Origin of the sequence: Streptomyces sp. NPDC006551 (assembly GCF_040611675.1) — a bacterium.
Classification (GTDB): Bacteria; Actinomycetota; Actinomycetes; order Streptomycetales; family Streptomycetaceae; genus Streptomyces.
Genome location: NZ_JBEXOT010000004.1, coordinates 121,834 through 136,838, shown reverse-complemented (window position 1 = coordinate 136,838; position 15,005 = coordinate 121,834). Strand labels below are relative to the sequence as shown.

Below are 15,005 nucleotides of genomic sequence, written 5' to 3'. Positions count from 1 at the left end.
TATAGCCCACCGGGGGGCTTGCGGCAAGACCCCGTGGGTGCCGCAGAATCGCCGACCGAAGCCAGTACCTGGAAAAACGGGAGCCGCGAGATGCGTGTGCTGTTGTCGACGTACGGGGCGCGCGGGAGCGTCGAACCAATGGTGGGACTCGCGGTGCGGTTGCGGGAACTCGGCGCGGAGGTCCGCGTGTGCGCGCCGCCGGACGAGGAGTTCGCGGAACTGCTGGCGGGTGCCGGTGTACCGCTGGTGCCGGTCGGGCGGCCGGTGCGCCCGCTGGTGACCTCGGTGGTGCCGGGATCGGCGGTGGGCCTGGCGCAGCGTGCGGCCGATCTGATCGCCGCGCAGTTCGACACGGTCGCCGCGGCGGCCGAGGGCTGTGACGCGCTGGTGGCGACCGGGCCGTTGCCGGTCACGGCCGGCGCGCGGTCGGTGGCCGAGAAACTGGGCATCCGCTTCGTTCATGTGAGCCACCAGCCGGTCATCCTGCCGTCGCCGCACCAGCGGCCGCCCGCGCGGCGGGGCCGGCCGCTGCCACCGGAGGTGACCGACAACCGGGTGCTGTGGGACCTGGACGCCCAGTACGCGAACGACATGTTCGGCGCGGCGGTCAACACCCATCGGGCGGCGATCGGCCTGCCGCCGGTGGACAACGTCCGCGACTACGCCTTCACCGACCGCCCGTGGCTGGCGACGGATCCGACCCTGAGTCCGTGGCGGCCTACGGACCTCGATGTCGTGCAGACCGGCGCGTGGTTCCGGCCGGACGAACGCCCGCTCCCGCCCGAGCTGATGGCGTTCCTGGACGCCGGCACACCGCCGGTGTACGTGGGCTTCGGCAGCACGCCCCTGAGCGCCTCGAAGGACGTCGCCCGGGCGGCCGTCGAGGCGATCCGCGCGCAGGGCCGCCGCGCGATCGTCTCCCGCGGCTGGGCCGGCCTGGACCTGATCGACGACCAGGACGACTGTGTCGCCATCGGCGAGGCCAACCACCAGGCGCTGTTCGCCCGGGTGGCCGCCGTCGTGCACCACGGCAGCGCGGGCACCACGACGACGGCCGCCCGGGCCGGCGCGCCGCAGGTGGTGCTGCCCCAGGGGGCGGACCAGCCGTACTGGGCGGGCCGGGTGACCGATCTGGGCATCGGTGTGGCGCACGACGGTCCGACTCCGACCACCGAGTCCCTGTCGATCGCGCTGAAGACGGCCTTGACCTCCGAGATCCGCGTACGAGCGCGGGCCGTGGCCGGCACGATCCGCACGGACGGGACGACGGTGGCCGCGACCTCCCTGCTCGGCACGGCCGACCGGGCAAGGCCGCCGGCGTCCGCGTGAACCACGCGGACGTGTGGTGTGTGTGCGCCGCGGCCACGGCCCTGATCAGCCGGACAAATCCTAGTGACCTGAGTCGGAGGTTCTTCGGTAGATCGTCACTGCGGTCCATCCGCATAGATCCGAGGGCGCTCACGAACGCCGCTGGCCACAGGCTCATCGGCCGCCGCCGATGCACTAGGTGTCCAGCAGGAACTGCCTATGGATCTCCGACTCAGGTCACTAGTAGCCGTATCCGCCGAACACGCTGTAGGCCCACAGGCCGACGACCCCGACCACGCAGATCAGCACCACCCAGGAGCCGACGCCCGTGTGGCGGCTCGGGCGGTTCCGGCGCGCGCGGGCGGGCCTGTCCGGCCGGGACGGACGTGGAGCGCGGGCGGCCCCGCGCCCCGCACCGACGGCCGCGACCTGCTCGGTCTCGGCGGCGGCGACATCGGCGAGCAGACGGCGGCAGACCGCCGCCAGCTCGCTCGTCCCGACGGTGAGGTCGACCACGATCTCCGAGCGCGCCGGCGCCGTGGTGCCCCCGTCGAGGAGGCGCCCGGCGCGCAGGCGCGCCTGGTCCTTCCCGCCGGTGGGGGCCAGGCTGATCCACCGCCCCACATGCTCGCCCCGGATGACCACCCCGCCGCCCCGCTCCCGGTACACGGTGTGCTCCCGCCACAGGACGCCGGCCAACTCCGTGGCCGTGTCCCTGAGTTCCGCGTACATGCCCCTCCCCTGCCCCGCACTCCGTATTCGAACAAGCACGTGACTCTAGCGGCAGGTCCGGGCCACCCGGCGAGGTGGGGGCGGCCGTACCCCTTACGGCCGCTTACGCCTCGAAGTCGTACACCGTGACCGGTATCCCCCGGGCCACCAGCCGCTCCGCGACCAGCGGTTCCACCCGGGACCACTTCCCGCCGGCGAGGCCACAGCCGATGCGGGGCATGTGCACGGAGGCCCCCAACTCCAGTGCCTTGCCTGCGAGCAGCGCGAGCGCCGCGTCGATCGCTTCGTACCGCACCGGCACGCCCGTGCTCCGGCCGGTCCGTATACCCCGCTGCCCCACCATGTTGGCCACCCATACATACGGTCCGACCTGGACGAACTGGGCGGCTCCCAGGCCGAAGTCGTTCCGCGCGCGTTCGCGGTGCCAGCGGCGGAAGGCCGCCTCCGGCTCCGGCCAGCGCCGCGAGAGCGCGAGCACGAAGCCCTTCCCCCAGCCGCCCAGGTCGTTGCAGACATGAGCGATGATCTTGACGCCTCGGCCATGCGGCGCGGTGGCGTCCCCCTGGACGTACGTGATCCCCGACATGCCCTCACCGTAGAGGCCGCCACCGACAGCGACCCAAGGCTTTTACAACGATGGTGAGACAGCAATACTGTTGCATGTAAGGGCCGGGAACGCGGCACGGGAAGCGAGGGACCTCAGATGGCCACCGGGACCGAGGCGGATACGTCACCGCAGCCGCCGACGTTCACCGTCGACGAGCTGGCCGCCCGGGCCGGCGTCACCGTGCGCACGGTGCGCTTCTACGGCACCAAGGGGCTGCTGCCGCCGCCGGTGATCGGCCCCCGCCGGGTCGGACACTACGGCCCCGGACATCTGTCGCGGCTCGCGCTGATCGAGGAGCTCCAGCGCCAGGGCATGACCCTGGCCGCGATCGAACGGTACCTGGAGCAGCTCCCGCCCGACCTGAGCGCGCAGGACCTCGCGATCCACCGCGCGCTGGTGGCCTCCTGGGCGCCCGAGTCGGCCGAGGAGATCACCCGGCGCGAACTGGAGCGGCGGGCGGGTCGGCCGCTGACCGACGAGGACGTCGAACGGCTCGCGGCGATGGGCGTCCTCGACCGGGGCCCCGATCCGGAGGTCTTCCGGCTCGACGGGACGCTGCTGCGCCTCGGTGTCGAACTGCTGGACGTCCCCATCGCCCACGAGACGATCCTGGCCTCCCGCACGGTCCTGCTGGAGCACGCGCGGGCGGCTGCGCAGGAGTTGTCCCGGCTGTTCCGGGACGAGGTGTGGAACCCGTACCGGGAGCGCGCGTCGGACCCGGACCACCTGGCGGCGATGAAGTCGCTCTCGGCCCATATGCAGCCGATGGTGGTCCAGGCCCTCGTCACGGCCTTCCAGCGCTCGCTGCGCGAGGAGCTGCGGGCCGCGTTCGGTCAGGCGAAGCAGGACTGACGCGGCCCGATCGGGCGGCCTCAGGGCCCTGTCCGGCGGATCAGGGCCCTGTCCGGGCTCGGCCGGACAGGCCCCGGCCCGGCCCGATCGGCGAGACGCCCCTACGCGTCGGTGAAGACCTCGCCCCGCTCCGCCTTCTCCACCAGCAGCGCCGGCGGCAGGAAGCGGTCGCCGTAACGCTCGGCCAGCTCACGCGCGCGTGCCACGAAGCCGGGGAGCCCGCCCTCGTACCCGTTGATGTACTGGAGCACGCCACCGGACCAGGCCGGGAAGCCGATGCCCATGATGGAGCCGATGTTGGCGTCGGCGACCGAGGTGAGGACGTTCTCCTCCAGGCAGCGGACCGAGTCCAGCGCCTCGGAGAAGAGCATCCGCTCCTTCATGTCCTCGAAGGGGATCGTCACGTCGGAGCGGGTGAAGTGCTCGCGCAGCCCCGGCCACAGTCCGGCCCGCTTGCCCTCCTCGTCGTAGTCGTAGAAGCCCGCGCCGCCGCTGCGGCCGGTGCGCCCGAACTCGTCGACCATCCGGTCGATCACCGCGTCCGAGGGGTGTCCGGCCCAGCTGCCGCCGGCCTCCTCGATCGCGCGCCGGGTCTCGTCGCGGATCTTGCGGGGCAGCGTGAGGGTCAGCTCGTCCATGAGGGAGAGGACCTTGGCCGGGTAGCCGGCCTGGGCGGCCGCCTGCTCGATCGAGACCGGGTCGGCGCCCTCGCCGACCATCGCCACCCCCTCGTTGATGAACTGGCCGATCACCCGGGAGGTGAAGAAGCCGCGCGAGTCGTTGACGACGATCGGGGTCTTGTTGATCTGCCGGACCAGGTCGAAGGCGCGGGCCAGCGCCTCGTCCCCGGTGCGCTCGCCCTTGATGATCTCCACCAGCGGCATCTTGTCGACGGGCGAGAAGAAGTGCAGACCGATGAAGTCCTCCGGGCGCGTGACGCCTTCGGCGAGCACGGTGATCGGCAGCGTCGAGGTGTTGGAGCAGAGCAGCGCGTCCGGCTCGACGATGTCCTGGATCTCCTCGAAGACCTTGTGCTTGAGCGCGGTGTCCTCGAAGACGGCCTCGATCACGGCGTCACAGCCGGCCAGATCGGCCGGATCGGCGGTGGGCGTGATCCGGGCCAGCAGCGCGTCGCGCTCGGCCTCGGTGGTGCGGCCGCGCGAGAGCGCCTTGGCGAGCAGCTTCTCGGAGTACTCCTTGCCACGCTGGGCGGCCTCCGCCGAGACGTCCTTGAGGACGACCTCGATGCCCGCGCGGGCGCAGGAGTAGGCGATGCCCGCGCCCATCATGCCGGCGCCGAGGACGGCGACCTTGCGGACCGGCCGGGGCTCGACGCCCCGGGGGCGGTTGGCACCGGAGTTGACGGCCTGGAGGTCGAAGAAGAACGCCTGGATCATGTTCTTGGCGGTCTGGCCGGTGACCAGCTCGGTGAAGTAGCGCGCCTCGATGATCTGGGCGGTCTCGAAGTCGACCTGGGAACCCTCGACGGCGCAGGCGAGGATGTTGCGCGGGGCCGGGTAGGGGGCACCGTTCAGCTGCTTCCTCAGGTTGGCCGGGAAGGCGGGCAGGTTGGCGGCGAACCGCGGGTTCGACGGCGTACCGCCGGGGATCTTGTAGCCCTTGACGTCCCAGGGCTGCCGCGACTCGGGGTGGGTGTCGATGAAGGCGCGTGCCTTGGCGAGCATCTCCTCGCGCGTGGCGGCCACTTCGTGGACCAGGCCGTTCTCGAGCGCACGCCGCGGCGCGTACTGGGTGCCCTGAAGGAGCACCTTGAGCAGCGCGTCGGCGATGCCCATCAGCCGTACGGTACGGGTGACGCCGCCACCGGCCGGGAGGAGACCGAGGGTGACCTCGGGCAGGCCGATCTTGGAGCCGGGGGCGTCGAGGGCGATGCGGTGGTGGGCGGCGAGGGCGATCTCGTAACCGCCGCCGAGGGCCGCTCCGTTGATGGCGGCGACGACCGGCTTGCCGATGGTCTCGATACGGCGCAAAGAGTTCTTGATGGCCATGCCTGTGTCGAAGGCCCGCTGGGCCTGCTCGGGCCCGACCTTCATCATGTCCTTGAGGTCGCCGCCCGCGAAGAAGGTCTTCTTGGCGGAGGTGTAGATGATGCCGCGGATGGAGTCCTGCTCGGCCACGACACGGTCGGCGATCGCCGCGATGGAGTCCTTGAACGCCTGGTTCATGGTGTTCGCGGACTGGTTCGGGTCGTCGAGGACGAGGGTGACGACGCCCGTCTCGTCCTGCTCCCAGCGGATGGTGGTGCTCTCGTTCATGGAGTGTCTCCGAAGTGGGGAAGGGAACGGACGGTCAGACGCGCTCGACGATCGTGGCGATGCCCATACCGCCGCCCACGCAGAGCGTGGCCAGGCCGTAGCGCTTGTCCTGGCGCTCCAGCTCGTCGACGAGCGTGCCGAGGATCATCGCGCCGGTGGCGCCCAGCGGGTGGCCGAGCGCGATCGCTCCACCGTTGACGTTGACCTTGTCCAGACTGATGCCCATGTCCTTCACGAACCGGAGCACCACGCCCGCGAATGCCTCGTTGATCTCGACCAGGTCGATGTCGTCCATGGTCAGTCCGGCCTTGGCGAGCGCCTTGCGGGTCGCCGGGGCCGGCCCGGTGAGCATGATGGTCGGCTCGGAGCCGGAGACGGCCGCGGCCACGATCCGGGCCCGCGGGGTCAGTCCGTACCGCTCGCCGACCTCCTTCGAGCCGATCGCGACCAGCGAGGCGCCGTCGACGATGCCGGAGGAGTTGCCGGCGTGGTGGACGTGGTCGATCTTCTCCACCCAGTGGTACGTCTGCAGGGCGACGGCGTCGAAGCCGCCCAGGTCGCCGATGTCGGCGAAGGAGGGCTTGAGGGAGGCGAGCGAGTCGGCGGTGGTGCCGGGCCGCATGTGCTCGTCGTGGTCGAGGACGACCAGGCCGCTGCGCCGGTCCTTGACCGGGACGACGGAGCGGTCGAAGCGGCCGTCCTTCCAGGCGGCGGCGGCACGCTCCTGGGAGAGCGCCGCGTACTCGTCGACGTCACGGCGCGAGAAGCCCTCGATGGTGGCGATGAGGTCGGCGCCGATGCCCTGCGGGACGAAGCCGGTCTCGTAGTTGGTCATCGGGTCGGCGAACCAGGCACCGCCGTCGGAGGCCATCGGGACGCGCGACATGGACTCGACGCCGCCGGCGAGGACGAGGTCCTCCCAGCCCGAACGGACCTTCATCGCGGCCATGTTGACCGCTTCGAGGCCGGAGGCACAGAAGCGGTTCTCCTGGACGCCGGCGACGGTGTCGGGCAGTCCGGCGGCGATGGCGGCGATCCGGGCGATGTCGGAGCCCTGGTCGCCGACCGGGCCGACGACGCCGAGGACGATGTCGTCGATCGCGGCCGGGTCGAGGCCGGGGAAGCGGTCGCGGAGCTCGTGGATGAGGCCGACGACCAGGTCGATGGGCTTGGTGCCGTGCAGGGCGCCGTTGGCCTTGCCGCGACCGCGCGGGGTGCGGATCGCGTCGTACACGTACGCTTCGGTGCTCACGAGAAGCCTTTCAGGAGGGTGGACAGCGCAAGAGGGGTGGACAGCGGGAGGTCAGCCGAGCAGGGAACGGCCGATGATCTCCTTCATGATCTCGGTCGTACCGCCGTAGATGGTCTGGATACGGCCATCGGTGAAAGCCCTGGCGACCGGGAATTCGGCCATGTAGCCGTATCCTCCGTGCAGTTGCAGACAGCGGTCGGCGACCCGCTTCTGCAGCTCGGTGGCCCACCACTTGGCCATCGAGGCGTGGACGGCGTCGAGCTCCCCGTTCGAGTGATCGACGATGCACCGGTCGAGGAAGGTGCGGGTGACGGCGCACTCGGTGGCCATCTCCGCGATCTCGAAGCGGATGTGCTGGAGCTTGGCCAGCGGCCGCCCGAAGGCCTCGCGCTCCTTGACGTACGTCGTGGTGATCTCCAGGAGGTGCTCGGCGGCGGCGATGCCGGCCACGGCGATGGCCATCCGCTCCTGGGCGAGGTTGGTCATGAGGTGGACGAAGGCGCCGTTGAGCTCGCCGAGGAGGTTCTCCTTGGGGACGCGGACGTCGCGGAAGAAGAGCTCGGCGGTGTCCTGGGACTTCTGTCCGATCTTGTCGAGGTTCCGACCGCGCTCGAAGCCCTCCATGCCGCGCTCGACGACCAGCAGGGACAGGCCGTGGGCGCCTCCCTCGGGCGTCGTCCTCGCCACGACGATCACCAGGTCGGCGAGGATGCCGTTGGAGATGAAGGTCTTGGAGCCGTTGAGCACCCAGTGGTCGCCCCGGTCCTCGGCGGAGGTCCTGATCCCCTGGAGGTCGGAGCCCGCGCCCGGCTCGGTCATCGCTATGGCGGTGATGAGCTCGCCGGAGCAGAAGCCGGGCAGCCAGCGCCGCTTCTGCTCCTCGGTGGCGAGCGAGGTGAGGTACGGGCCGATGATGTCGTTGTGCAGGCCGAGGGCGATCCCTGGGGCGCCGGCGCGGGTGAACTCCTCGGCGAGGACGGCGCTGTAGCGGAAGTCGGGGGTGCCGCCGCCTCCGTACTCCTCGTCGACGGCGAGGCCGAGCAGCCCCTGGCGTCCGGCGGCGCGCCAGGCGTCCCGGGAGACGATGCCGTCCTTCTCCCACTGCTCGTAGTGCGGCAGGACCTCCTTGGCGAGGAAGGTACGGACGGTCTCCCGGAAGGCGTCGTGGTCGGCGGTGTAGAGCTGGCGCTTCATGCTTCGGGCTCCTGAGGGGCGTCTTTGCTGATCAGGGACGGCACGGCCCAGTCGCGGGCGACCTCTTCGCTGTCGGCGCCGGGCTGGGCGGGGCCGGTGCGGACGGCGCCGGGCGTGGCGGAGAACCGGGGTGCCGGAGCGGGCTGGGTGAGACCGCCGTGTTCGACGAAGGTGGCGCGGGCGGCGAGATGCGGGTGGGCGGGTGCCTCGCGCAGCGAGAGGACCGGCGCCACACAGGCGTCGGTGCCGGCGAAGACTTCCGTCCATTCGTCTCTCGTACGGGTCCGGAACCGGTCGGCGACGGCGACGCGCAGCTCGTCCCAGCGTCCGAGGTCCTTACGGGCGGGGGCGACGTCCTCGATGCCGAGGAGCCGCACGAACTCGTCGTAGAACCGCTGCTCGAGAGCGCCGACGGCCATGTGGCGGCCGTCGGAGGTCTCGTAGGTGCCGTAGAAGGGGCAGCCGCCGTCCAGCAGGTTGACGCCCCGGCGGTCCTGCCAGCCGCCGGCGGCGAGCATGCCGTGGATCATGGTGGCGAGGTGGGCGGCGCCGTCGACGATGGCCGCGTCCACGACCTGGCCCTCGCCGTGCGCGCGCGCGTGCTGGAGGGCGGCGAGGACGCCGACGACGAGGTAGAGCGAGCCGCCCGCGTAGTCGCCGACGAGGTTGGCGGGCACGGTGGGCGGCCCGTCCGGGTCGGGACCGATCATGTGCAGGGTGCCGGTGAGGGCGAGGTACGCGATGTCGTGTCCGGCGCTGGTGGCGAGCGGCCCGTCCTGGCCCCAGCCGGTCATCCGGCCGTAGACAAGCGCCGGGTTGCGGGCGAGGCAGGCGTCGGGGCCGACACCGAGGCGCTCGGCGACGCCGGGCCGGTACCCCTCGATGAGGATGTCGGCCTGCTCGACGAGGTCCAGCACGGTCGCCGGCCCGCCCTCGGCCTTCAGGTCGACGAGGACGGAGCGCTTGTTGCGGTTGGTGAGGTCGTACGCGGGGTCGATGCCGAGCCCCGACCCGCCGGGGCGGTCGACCCGGACGACATCGGCGCCGAGATCGGCCAGGAGCATGGCCGCGAAGGGGCCGGGCCCGATGCCGGCCAGCTCGACCACGCGCACGCCGGAGAGCGGACCCTTCCGGGCGTTCCGCGTCCCTGCCATCAAGCCCCCAGCTGTGTGTGACACCAATGATGTAACACCGGAGATGCTAGGAACGTGTTCCACCGCGCACAAGACCCCGGGCCGAGCAAGCGCTTGGAAATTGTGCCGGTGCGGAGTTCCGCTAGGCTCCGCCGACGACACGCGCCCGGACGACGGCGCGGGCGAGGGCGGAGGGGCTGGATGGAGACTGGGGCCGGCACGGGGCGGGACGCGGCGGCACGGCCGTACGACCTCGTCCTCTTCGGGGCGACCGGGTTCGTGGGGGAACTGACCGCGGAGTATCTGGCCGAACGCGCTCCGGCCGGGTGCCGGTGGGCGCTCGCCGGGCGCGGCCACGCCAAGCTGGCGGCGCTGCGGGACCGGCTCGCGGCCCGGTGGCCGCGGTGCGCGGAGCTTCCGCTGATCGTGGCGGACTCGGCCGACCCGGTCGCGCTGCGCGAACTCGCCGAGTCAAGCCGGGTGGTGGCGACCACGGTCGGCCCCTACGTCTGGTACGGCGAGGGGCTGGTCGCCGCGTGCGCGGAGGCGGGCACGGATTACGTGGACCTCACCGGCGAGGCGGAGTTCGTCGACCTGATGTACGTACGGCACGACGCGCGGGCCCGGGAGACGGGGGCGCGGATAGTCCACGCGTGCGGCTTCGACTCCGTGCCGCACGATCTGGGCGTGTACTTCACGGTCCAGCAGTTGCCGAAGGACGTACCGCTGAGGATCGACGGCTTCGTCCGGGCGGGGGCCGTCTTCTCGGGCGGGACCTTCGCGTCGGCGCTCACCGCGATGGGGCGGGGCCGGGAGATCCTGCGCGCCGCGCACGAACGGCGGTTGTACGAACCGCGGTTGGTGGGTCGCCGTGCGAGGGCGCCGTTGGGCGGCCCACGGTTCAGCAAGGAGACCGGCACGTGGGCGCTCCCGCTGCCGACGCTCGACCCGCAGGTGGTGGCGCGGTCGGCGGCGGCGCTGGAACGGTACGGCCCCGACTTCCGCTACCGGCACTACGCCTCGGTCAAGACGCTCCCGATGGCGATCGGCGGCGCGGCGGCGGTCGGTACGGGCGTGGCGGCGGCTCAACTGGGCCCGCTACGGCGGTGGCTGATGGACCGTTATGAGGCCGGCCAGGGGCCGAGCGCGGAGCGTCGGGCACGGAGCTGGTTCTCCGTGCGGTTCGTCGGCGAGGGTGGCGGCCGGAGGGTGTTCACGGAGGTCTCGGGCGGTGACCCGGGGTACGACGAGACGGCGAAGATGCTCGCGGAGTCGGCGCTCTGTCTGGCCTTCGACGCGCTGCCGAAGACGTCCGGGCAGGTCACGACGGCGGCCGCGATGGGCGACGCGCTGCTCGACCGGTTGCGGGCTGCGGGGATCCGCTTCCGGGTGGCCGACGCGCGCTAGGTGTATCGCCCAGGCGTTGTTCACACGGCTGATGGGGGAGCTTCCCGGGCGGGCCGAACTCGGCGAGTGCGTGCTTCCGGGCCAGGCCTTTGCGGTAGGCCCAGGCGTTGCCGGTTGGACCCGTTCGCAGTTCGCCTATTCGCGATTCGGTCGCGTCCGGGGTCCGACGCGGCGTCGTGCGGGGGGCGGCTGGAACGGTCGTGCGGGCCGTCCCGACCGCCCGACCGACGCGTACGGCAACAGCTGCCACGTACAGCCCTGTGACGGTGTCCAAGCGGATGGAAGCATCGTTCTGACGAACGTGACAGATCATCATTGGGCAGACCCCAGCCGCGGCGCCCGGGCCGGCAGCGGCAAACGCAGAGCGGTATCCCCTCTCCCGGAACAAGCGCGCCGAAGGCCTTCCCCTGGCCCGGCACACGCCCGTGGCCAGATCGAAGAAGCCGCGGACCAGGGCACACCCCTGTACACGCAGCTCGCCGCGGAATGGGACGCCCGAGGCGCCACCGTCCCCTGCCGCCCCGACCCACTGTGGCAGCGCCTGGTCTCTCCCGAACACCTCAAGCGCGAGACGGAAAGCACCTTGCGCCGGCTCCACCTGGTGGGAGAGCCCCGCCCCGTGGACGTCGCAGCCGGGTCGGTTCAACCGGAGGCACTCACCTGATCCACGCTTCTCCGGTGTGCCGGGCTGCTCGGGCACCCTCAATTCCGTCGCCGTTATCCGCGCCCACGACGCACCCTTCACCCGCAGGTTCCGCCCGTCGACGGAACTGTCTGAATTGCCGGGGGTTGTCTCGCACAGTTCGTGTTCTGCTAGCCGTGAAGGAATTTGCAGAACCGATAAAACTCCTGAGAGTCCCCCGGATGGAGGCGCGCGGTCACCCGAATGCCGCGCATCGGGGAGATTCCGCCAGGCGTTAGCCGGGTATGACAGCAGCACTTCCTGAAAGCTTCATCTCCAGGCGTGTGAATGCGCCTTCCTGGGCGGACGGCTCCGTTGCCATAGGCGACCTCTTGTTCCTTCCCGCCTCCTCAGCCGACGGCGTCGACGCGCGCCTCGAGGGAGTCGACGGAGTGATCGCCCTGACGTGGTCAGCCCCGACTCTGGAGGAGTTCGTGGCAGCCATGGCCCAGCTTGAGCAGGAGTTCCTCAGCGCCTGGAGGGATGCCGGCCTGCCGCAACTGGCTCAAGGAAGAGCGGTGCTTCACCATCATGCGTGAGTGGCATGCCGAAGAAGCACTGGACCCACGTTCGGGCTTCTACCATCGGGTTGAGGAACAGCCGTGGGCTCGGTCCGCTGAGATTGAGACCGACCCTCAGAGGAACTTTCACGGGCCGCACTCGTCGAACCGTCTGACGGATACCGGGTGGGATCCGACCGAAGAGCTCGCCTTCCTCCTCCAGGAGGCCATGCAGGCCGAACAGGTCCCCTCCTCGGCATTCTTGCCGGACGACGACGATTACGCACGCGACCGCACACGCCTGGAGAGCCTCGCCGAGTTCGCGACCGACCTGCCACCTGTGCGTTCCGCAGGGGCCGGCCACCGCAAGACTCGGCGCGCTCCGGTGAGTTGGGCGCGAGTGGTCAGCTTCTCCATCGCATCGCTCGGGGTCTTCCTCGTGTGCGTCGTCAGCGTTCTCAGCGGTGCGATCGCATACGGCCCTCTACTGCGCATCGCTGAGCCCCGAGCACCTGCCGGCATGGTCGCGTGGTGGCCATATCTCATCTTCGGGCCTTGGGTCGTGGCTTCTCTGTCCATTCTGCGTGCCGCTTTTCATCAGCGCCGCGCCGCGAACTCTTGGCTCGTCGTCCTGTTCTTCTCGCTCATGGCGATGTGGCTCTGTGTAGCGGAGGCCGACTGGAGTTGTACCGATGTGGCAGCAGCCGCTCTGCCCACCGCCGCGTCACTGGCTTGCTTTCACCAGCTGGTCCGCTTCATCACCCTCACCAAGCCCCCTCGCAACCCGAGACGCCGCCGCCGCGTCTCCTCATCCCTCCCATCCCCCCCAGCCGGCGATCGCCGCCCATGACGCCCCCGTCCGCGCCCGCGCCCCTGATGAAACGCCTCATGCGCATACCCGTGATGAAGACGTCCGATGAAGAGGACGTACCTCCTGCCAGCAGAATCCCCCGGAACGCGCGGCCCGCTGTAAGGAGAGGCGTCGCCTCGCTCACGTGGGAAGTCTCCCAATTTCAAGATCCACCACGCAAGACCCGTCACCCGGTCGGATGACGGCTACTGAAAAGTCGTCTTATCCGCCTGGGGCAAGCCTCCGTATGCCCCCACTTGAAAGGAGCCTTACCCCAATGAATGTGTCCCTGTGGCTTCTCCTGGCATGCGTCTCGGCATGCTCGCTGGTGACCACATTCACCTCGTCCGCCCGGACAGGCATGCCGCGACACGACACACGAGAGTTGCGGCGCCGCCAGCATCTGATTCACGTGCTCGAAGCCAACGCACGCCTCGTTCGTTGCGCCAGCCTGGCTCCGCCACGCAGCGACACCAACGACCGGCAACCCTGCACCCTCATCTCCCCCGCGGTGGCAAATGAGGGTGCGGGCGATGCCGGTGAAGGCGAGGAACTGGTCGGCTTCGCGTTCGCAGCGTCGGTGGAGTCGGTGGCAGTCGGCGAGCCAGGCCATGGCGCGTTCGATGGTCCAGCGGTAGCGACCCGACCGCTGCGATGATTCGACGCCCTTGCCGGCGATGCGGTGGGTAACGCCGCGCTCGCGTAACCATCGCCGCGGGTGGGAGTGGTCCACGAGCCCCGAGCTCGTCGAGGACCAGTGGAGCTTGCCCCTGGCCATCGTCCACGAGTGTCGACAACGCTCGTGATCAATACAGCTGGCGCGCGGAGTGGCGTACGAGACAGAAGGGGTGGCCGGCCGGGTCCGCGTAGATGCGCCAGGCGCGGTCGGCACCGCCGTCGTCGAGCTGCCACGCGCCCAGGGCGAGGACCGCGTGGTGGGCGGCCTCCAGGTCCTCGACGCGTACGTCGAGGTGGAACTGCTGCTCGGGCGCGCCCCAGACGGGCGGCCGGTGGTCCGCCACCCCCTGAAAGGCGAGGACCGGCGCGCCGGAGGCGTCGTGCAGGGTGGCCCACGCGTCGTTGACGGCCCACTGGGGGTCCGGGCGGTTGATCTCTCCGCCGAGCAGCCCCTGGTAGAAGGTGGCCAGTTCCATGACGTCGGGGCAGTCGAGGACGACGCACTGCAGGGAGCCGATCACGACGTGCTCACCAGGACGACGGCCATGAGGAACGCGACGCAGAGGAAGGCGACGGCGGCGGCCGCGGCGACACAGAGGACCGCGATCATGCCGCGTTCGACGGGGCGGAGCCCGGTGGGAGCGGGGGTTGTCATGCGCGCCACTCTGCCCCCCAAGATCGCGACCCGCCATCCGTACTCGTACTCAGGTCGTCCAGGATCCGCTGCCATGCGAGCACCCGGCGGCCGTCGTGGAGCGGCCCGTCCGGGGCGGGGCGTCCGGACACGTCAGGACCAGCTCGGTCACGGCGCGGTGCCGAGCGCTTCCTTCAGCGCCCGACGGCAGAGGGAGTCGGCGTGGCGGGTCGTCTCGGGGATGCGGTAGCGGGGGCTGAGGTGGAGGGTGTGGGCGCAGGCGGTGTCCAGCGACACCCGGTGGCCGACGGAGACGAACACGGGCTTCACACCGGCCTGGGTGCGCAGCGCGCGGCCGACCTCCTCGTCGTCGGCGAGGAGGGGGCTGAAGTCGCCGCGTCCGGAGCCCGGTTGCTCGTAGGTGAAGGTGAAGGGGTTCTTGGCGACGCCGATGGAGGGCCGTCCGGTGAGGACTCCCAGGTGGCTCGCGAGGCCGAAGCGGCGGGGGTGGGCGAGGCCGTAGCCGTCGCACACGAGCATCCCCGGGTCGGTCCGCAGCCCGTCCAGCGCGGCGAGCACGGTCGGGATCTCGCGGAAGGCGAGAAGTCCCGGAACGTAGGGGAAGGAGACCCGGCCCACCGCCGTGGCCTCCTCCACCACCTCCCGCGTCCGCGCGTCGAGCACGACGGCCGCGGCGGCGACGAGGTCCCGCTCGTCGTCGTACGCCACGTCGAGCCCCGTGACATGGCCGGTGCCGGGCGGCGGGCCCGGCTCGTCGAGCACGAGCCGCTGCCGCAGCTCCCGTTGGAGCTCACGCGCGTCGGCCTCGTCGGCGGGCCACCCCGCGGGAATGTCGATGATCCTCATGATGACGGCCACCCTACGGCGCCCCTCCGTCCG

At 70.9% G+C, this 15,005-nt stretch carries 14 protein-coding genes and 1 pseudogene; 5 read left to right on the top strand and 10 right to left on the bottom strand.

Going from position 1 to position 15,005, the window contains the following annotated elements:
* Positions 1-90: 90 nt before the first annotated feature.
* Positions 91-1,329, top strand: a complete 1,239-nt coding sequence (locus tag ABZY12_RS06825) for a glycosyltransferase (RefSeq protein WP_356887893.1) — start codon at positions 91-93, stop codon at positions 1,327-1,329.
* A 219-nt stretch (positions 1,330-1,548) separates the two neighbouring features.
* Here ABZY12_RS06825 and ABZY12_RS06820 read toward each other — a convergent pair whose 3' ends face one another.
* Together ABZY12_RS06820 and ABZY12_RS06815 are read right to left on the bottom strand one after the other, a co-directional pair.
* Positions 1,549-2,040, bottom strand: coding sequence for a hypothetical protein (locus tag ABZY12_RS06820; RefSeq protein WP_356887891.1), 492 nt, complete (start codon positions 2,038-2,040; stop codon positions 1,549-1,551).
* A 103-nt stretch (positions 2,041-2,143) separates the two neighbouring features.
* Positions 2,144-2,626, bottom strand: a complete 483-nt coding sequence (locus ABZY12_RS06815; protein ID WP_356887889.1) for an Appr-1-p processing protein — start codon at positions 2,624-2,626, stop codon at positions 2,144-2,146.
* Positions 2,627-2,743: 117 nt separating this feature from the next.
* Between ABZY12_RS06815 and ABZY12_RS06810 the strand changes: the two genes are divergently transcribed.
* A complete protein-coding gene (locus tag ABZY12_RS06810; protein WP_356887887.1) occupies positions 2,744-3,499 on the top strand; it encodes a MerR family transcriptional regulator in 756 nt (251 codons plus the stop codon).
* A 101-nt stretch (positions 3,500-3,600) separates the two neighbouring features.
* Here the strand turns inward: ABZY12_RS06810 and ABZY12_RS06805 are convergent, their stop codons facing one another.
* Genes ABZY12_RS06805 through ABZY12_RS06790 form a run of 4 tightly spaced genes read right to left on the bottom strand, consistent with a single transcriptional unit; the run spans position 3,601 to position 9,375 of the window.
* The gene (locus tag ABZY12_RS06805; RefSeq protein WP_356887885.1) at positions 3,601-5,775 is read right to left on the bottom strand and encodes a 3-hydroxyacyl-CoA dehydrogenase NAD-binding domain-containing protein; all 2,175 of its coding nucleotides are present in this window, start codon (positions 5,773-5,775) and stop codon (positions 3,601-3,603) included.
* Between the two features lie 34 nt (positions 5,776-5,809).
* A complete protein-coding gene (locus ABZY12_RS06800) occupies positions 5,810-7,027 on the bottom strand; it encodes an acetyl-CoA C-acetyltransferase (RefSeq protein ID WP_356887883.1) in 1,218 nt (405 codons plus the stop codon).
* Positions 7,028-7,078: 51 nt separating this feature from the next.
* Positions 7,079-8,221 (bottom strand): acyl-CoA dehydrogenase family protein, encoded by a 1,143-nt coding sequence (locus ABZY12_RS06795; RefSeq protein WP_356887881.1) that lies wholly within the window; start codon positions 8,219-8,221, stop codon positions 7,079-7,081.
* A complete protein-coding gene (locus tag ABZY12_RS06790) occupies positions 8,218-9,375 on the bottom strand; it encodes a CaiB/BaiF CoA-transferase family protein (protein WP_356887879.1) in 1,158 nt (385 codons plus the stop codon). Before ABZY12_RS06790 ends, ABZY12_RS06795 begins: the two co-directional genes overlap by 4 nt.
* A gap of 180 nt (positions 9,376-9,555) precedes the next feature.
* Here ABZY12_RS06790 and ABZY12_RS06785 point away from each other — a divergent pair, with 180 nt between their 5' ends.
* The 3 genes from ABZY12_RS06785 to ABZY12_RS06775 all read left to right on the top strand — a co-directional run bounded on the left by ABZY12_RS06785 (position 9,556) and on the right by ABZY12_RS06775 (position 12,793).
* Positions 9,556-10,761: a saccharopine dehydrogenase NADP-binding domain-containing protein gene (locus tag ABZY12_RS06785; RefSeq protein WP_356887877.1), complete on the top strand. Its 1,206-nt coding sequence runs from the start codon at positions 9,556-9,558 to the stop codon at positions 10,759-10,761.
* Between the two features lie 927 nt (positions 10,762-11,688).
* Entirely contained in the window at positions 11,689-11,982 is a 294-nt protein-coding gene (locus ABZY12_RS06780; RefSeq protein WP_356887875.1) for a hypothetical protein, read from the top strand.
* On the top strand, positions 11,975-12,793 hold the full coding sequence (locus ABZY12_RS06775; protein WP_356887873.1) for a DUF2637 domain-containing protein: 819 nt from the start codon (positions 11,975-11,977) through the stop codon (positions 12,791-12,793). The genes ABZY12_RS06780 and ABZY12_RS06775 overlap by 8 nt, the downstream gene beginning before the upstream one ends.
* A 508-nt stretch (positions 12,794-13,301) precedes the next feature.
* Here ABZY12_RS06775 and ABZY12_RS06770 read toward each other — a convergent pair.
* The 4 genes and pseudogenes from ABZY12_RS06770 to ABZY12_RS06755 form a co-directional block, all read right to left on the bottom strand.
* A pseudogene (locus tag ABZY12_RS06770) lies at positions 13,302-13,523 on the bottom strand (transposase); the annotation flags it as partial.
* A gap of 76 nt (positions 13,524-13,599) precedes the next feature.
* The gene (locus ABZY12_RS06765) at positions 13,600-13,992 is read right to left on the bottom strand and encodes a VOC family protein (RefSeq protein WP_356887871.1); all 393 of its coding nucleotides are present in this window, start codon (positions 13,990-13,992) and stop codon (positions 13,600-13,602) included.
* Positions 13,989-14,126, bottom strand: a complete 138-nt coding sequence (locus tag ABZY12_RS06760; RefSeq protein WP_356887869.1) for a hypothetical protein — start codon at positions 14,124-14,126, stop codon at positions 13,989-13,991. Before ABZY12_RS06760 ends, ABZY12_RS06765 begins: the two co-directional genes overlap by 4 nt.
* Before the next feature lie 147 nt (positions 14,127-14,273).
* Positions 14,274-14,972 carry an endonuclease V gene (locus ABZY12_RS06755; RefSeq protein WP_356887867.1) on the bottom strand — a complete coding sequence of 233 codons (699 nt, stop codon included), beginning with the start codon at positions 14,970-14,972 and terminating at the stop codon, positions 14,274-14,276.
* Between the last annotated feature and the right edge of the window lie 33 nt (positions 14,973-15,005).

Bases quoted from the DNA above. Each gene is read 5' to 3' on its own strand.
- ABZY12_RS06755 (WP_356887867.1), bottom strand. From the start codon at position 14,972: ATGAGGATCATCGACATTCCCGCGGGGTGGCCCGCCGACGAGGCCGAC.
- ABZY12_RS06825 (WP_356887893.1), top strand. From the start codon at position 91: ATGCGTGTGCTGTTGTCGACGTACGGGGCGCGCGGGAGCGTCGAACCA.
- ABZY12_RS06815 (WP_356887889.1), bottom strand. From the start codon at position 2,626: ATGTCGGGGATCACGTACGTCCAGGGGGACGCCACCGCGCCGCATGGC.
- ABZY12_RS06785 (WP_356887877.1), top strand. From the start codon at position 9,556: ATGGAGACTGGGGCCGGCACGGGGCGGGACGCGGCGGCACGGCCGTAC.
- ABZY12_RS06820 (WP_356887891.1), bottom strand. From the start codon at position 2,040: ATGTACGCGGAACTCAGGGACACGGCCACGGAGTTGGCCGGCGTCCTG.
- ABZY12_RS06795 (WP_356887881.1), bottom strand. From the start codon at position 8,221: ATGAAGCGCCAGCTCTACACCGCCGACCACGACGCCTTCCGGGAGACC.
- ABZY12_RS06810 (WP_356887887.1), top strand. From the start codon at position 2,744: ATGGCCACCGGGACCGAGGCGGATACGTCACCGCAGCCGCCGACGTTC.
- ABZY12_RS06790 (WP_356887879.1), bottom strand. From the start codon at position 9,375: ATGGCAGGGACGCGGAACGCCCGGAAGGGTCCGCTCTCCGGCGTGCGC.
- ABZY12_RS06805 (WP_356887885.1), bottom strand. From the start codon at position 5,775: ATGAACGAGAGCACCACCATCCGCTGGGAGCAGGACGAGACGGGCGTC.
- ABZY12_RS06780 (WP_356887875.1), top strand. From the start codon at position 11,689: ATGACAGCAGCACTTCCTGAAAGCTTCATCTCCAGGCGTGTGAATGCG.
- ABZY12_RS06775 (WP_356887873.1), top strand. From the start codon at position 11,975: ATGCGTGAGTGGCATGCCGAAGAAGCACTGGACCCACGTTCGGGCTTC.
- ABZY12_RS06760 (WP_356887869.1), bottom strand. From the start codon at position 14,126: ATGACAACCCCCGCTCCCACCGGGCTCCGCCCCGTCGAACGCGGCATG.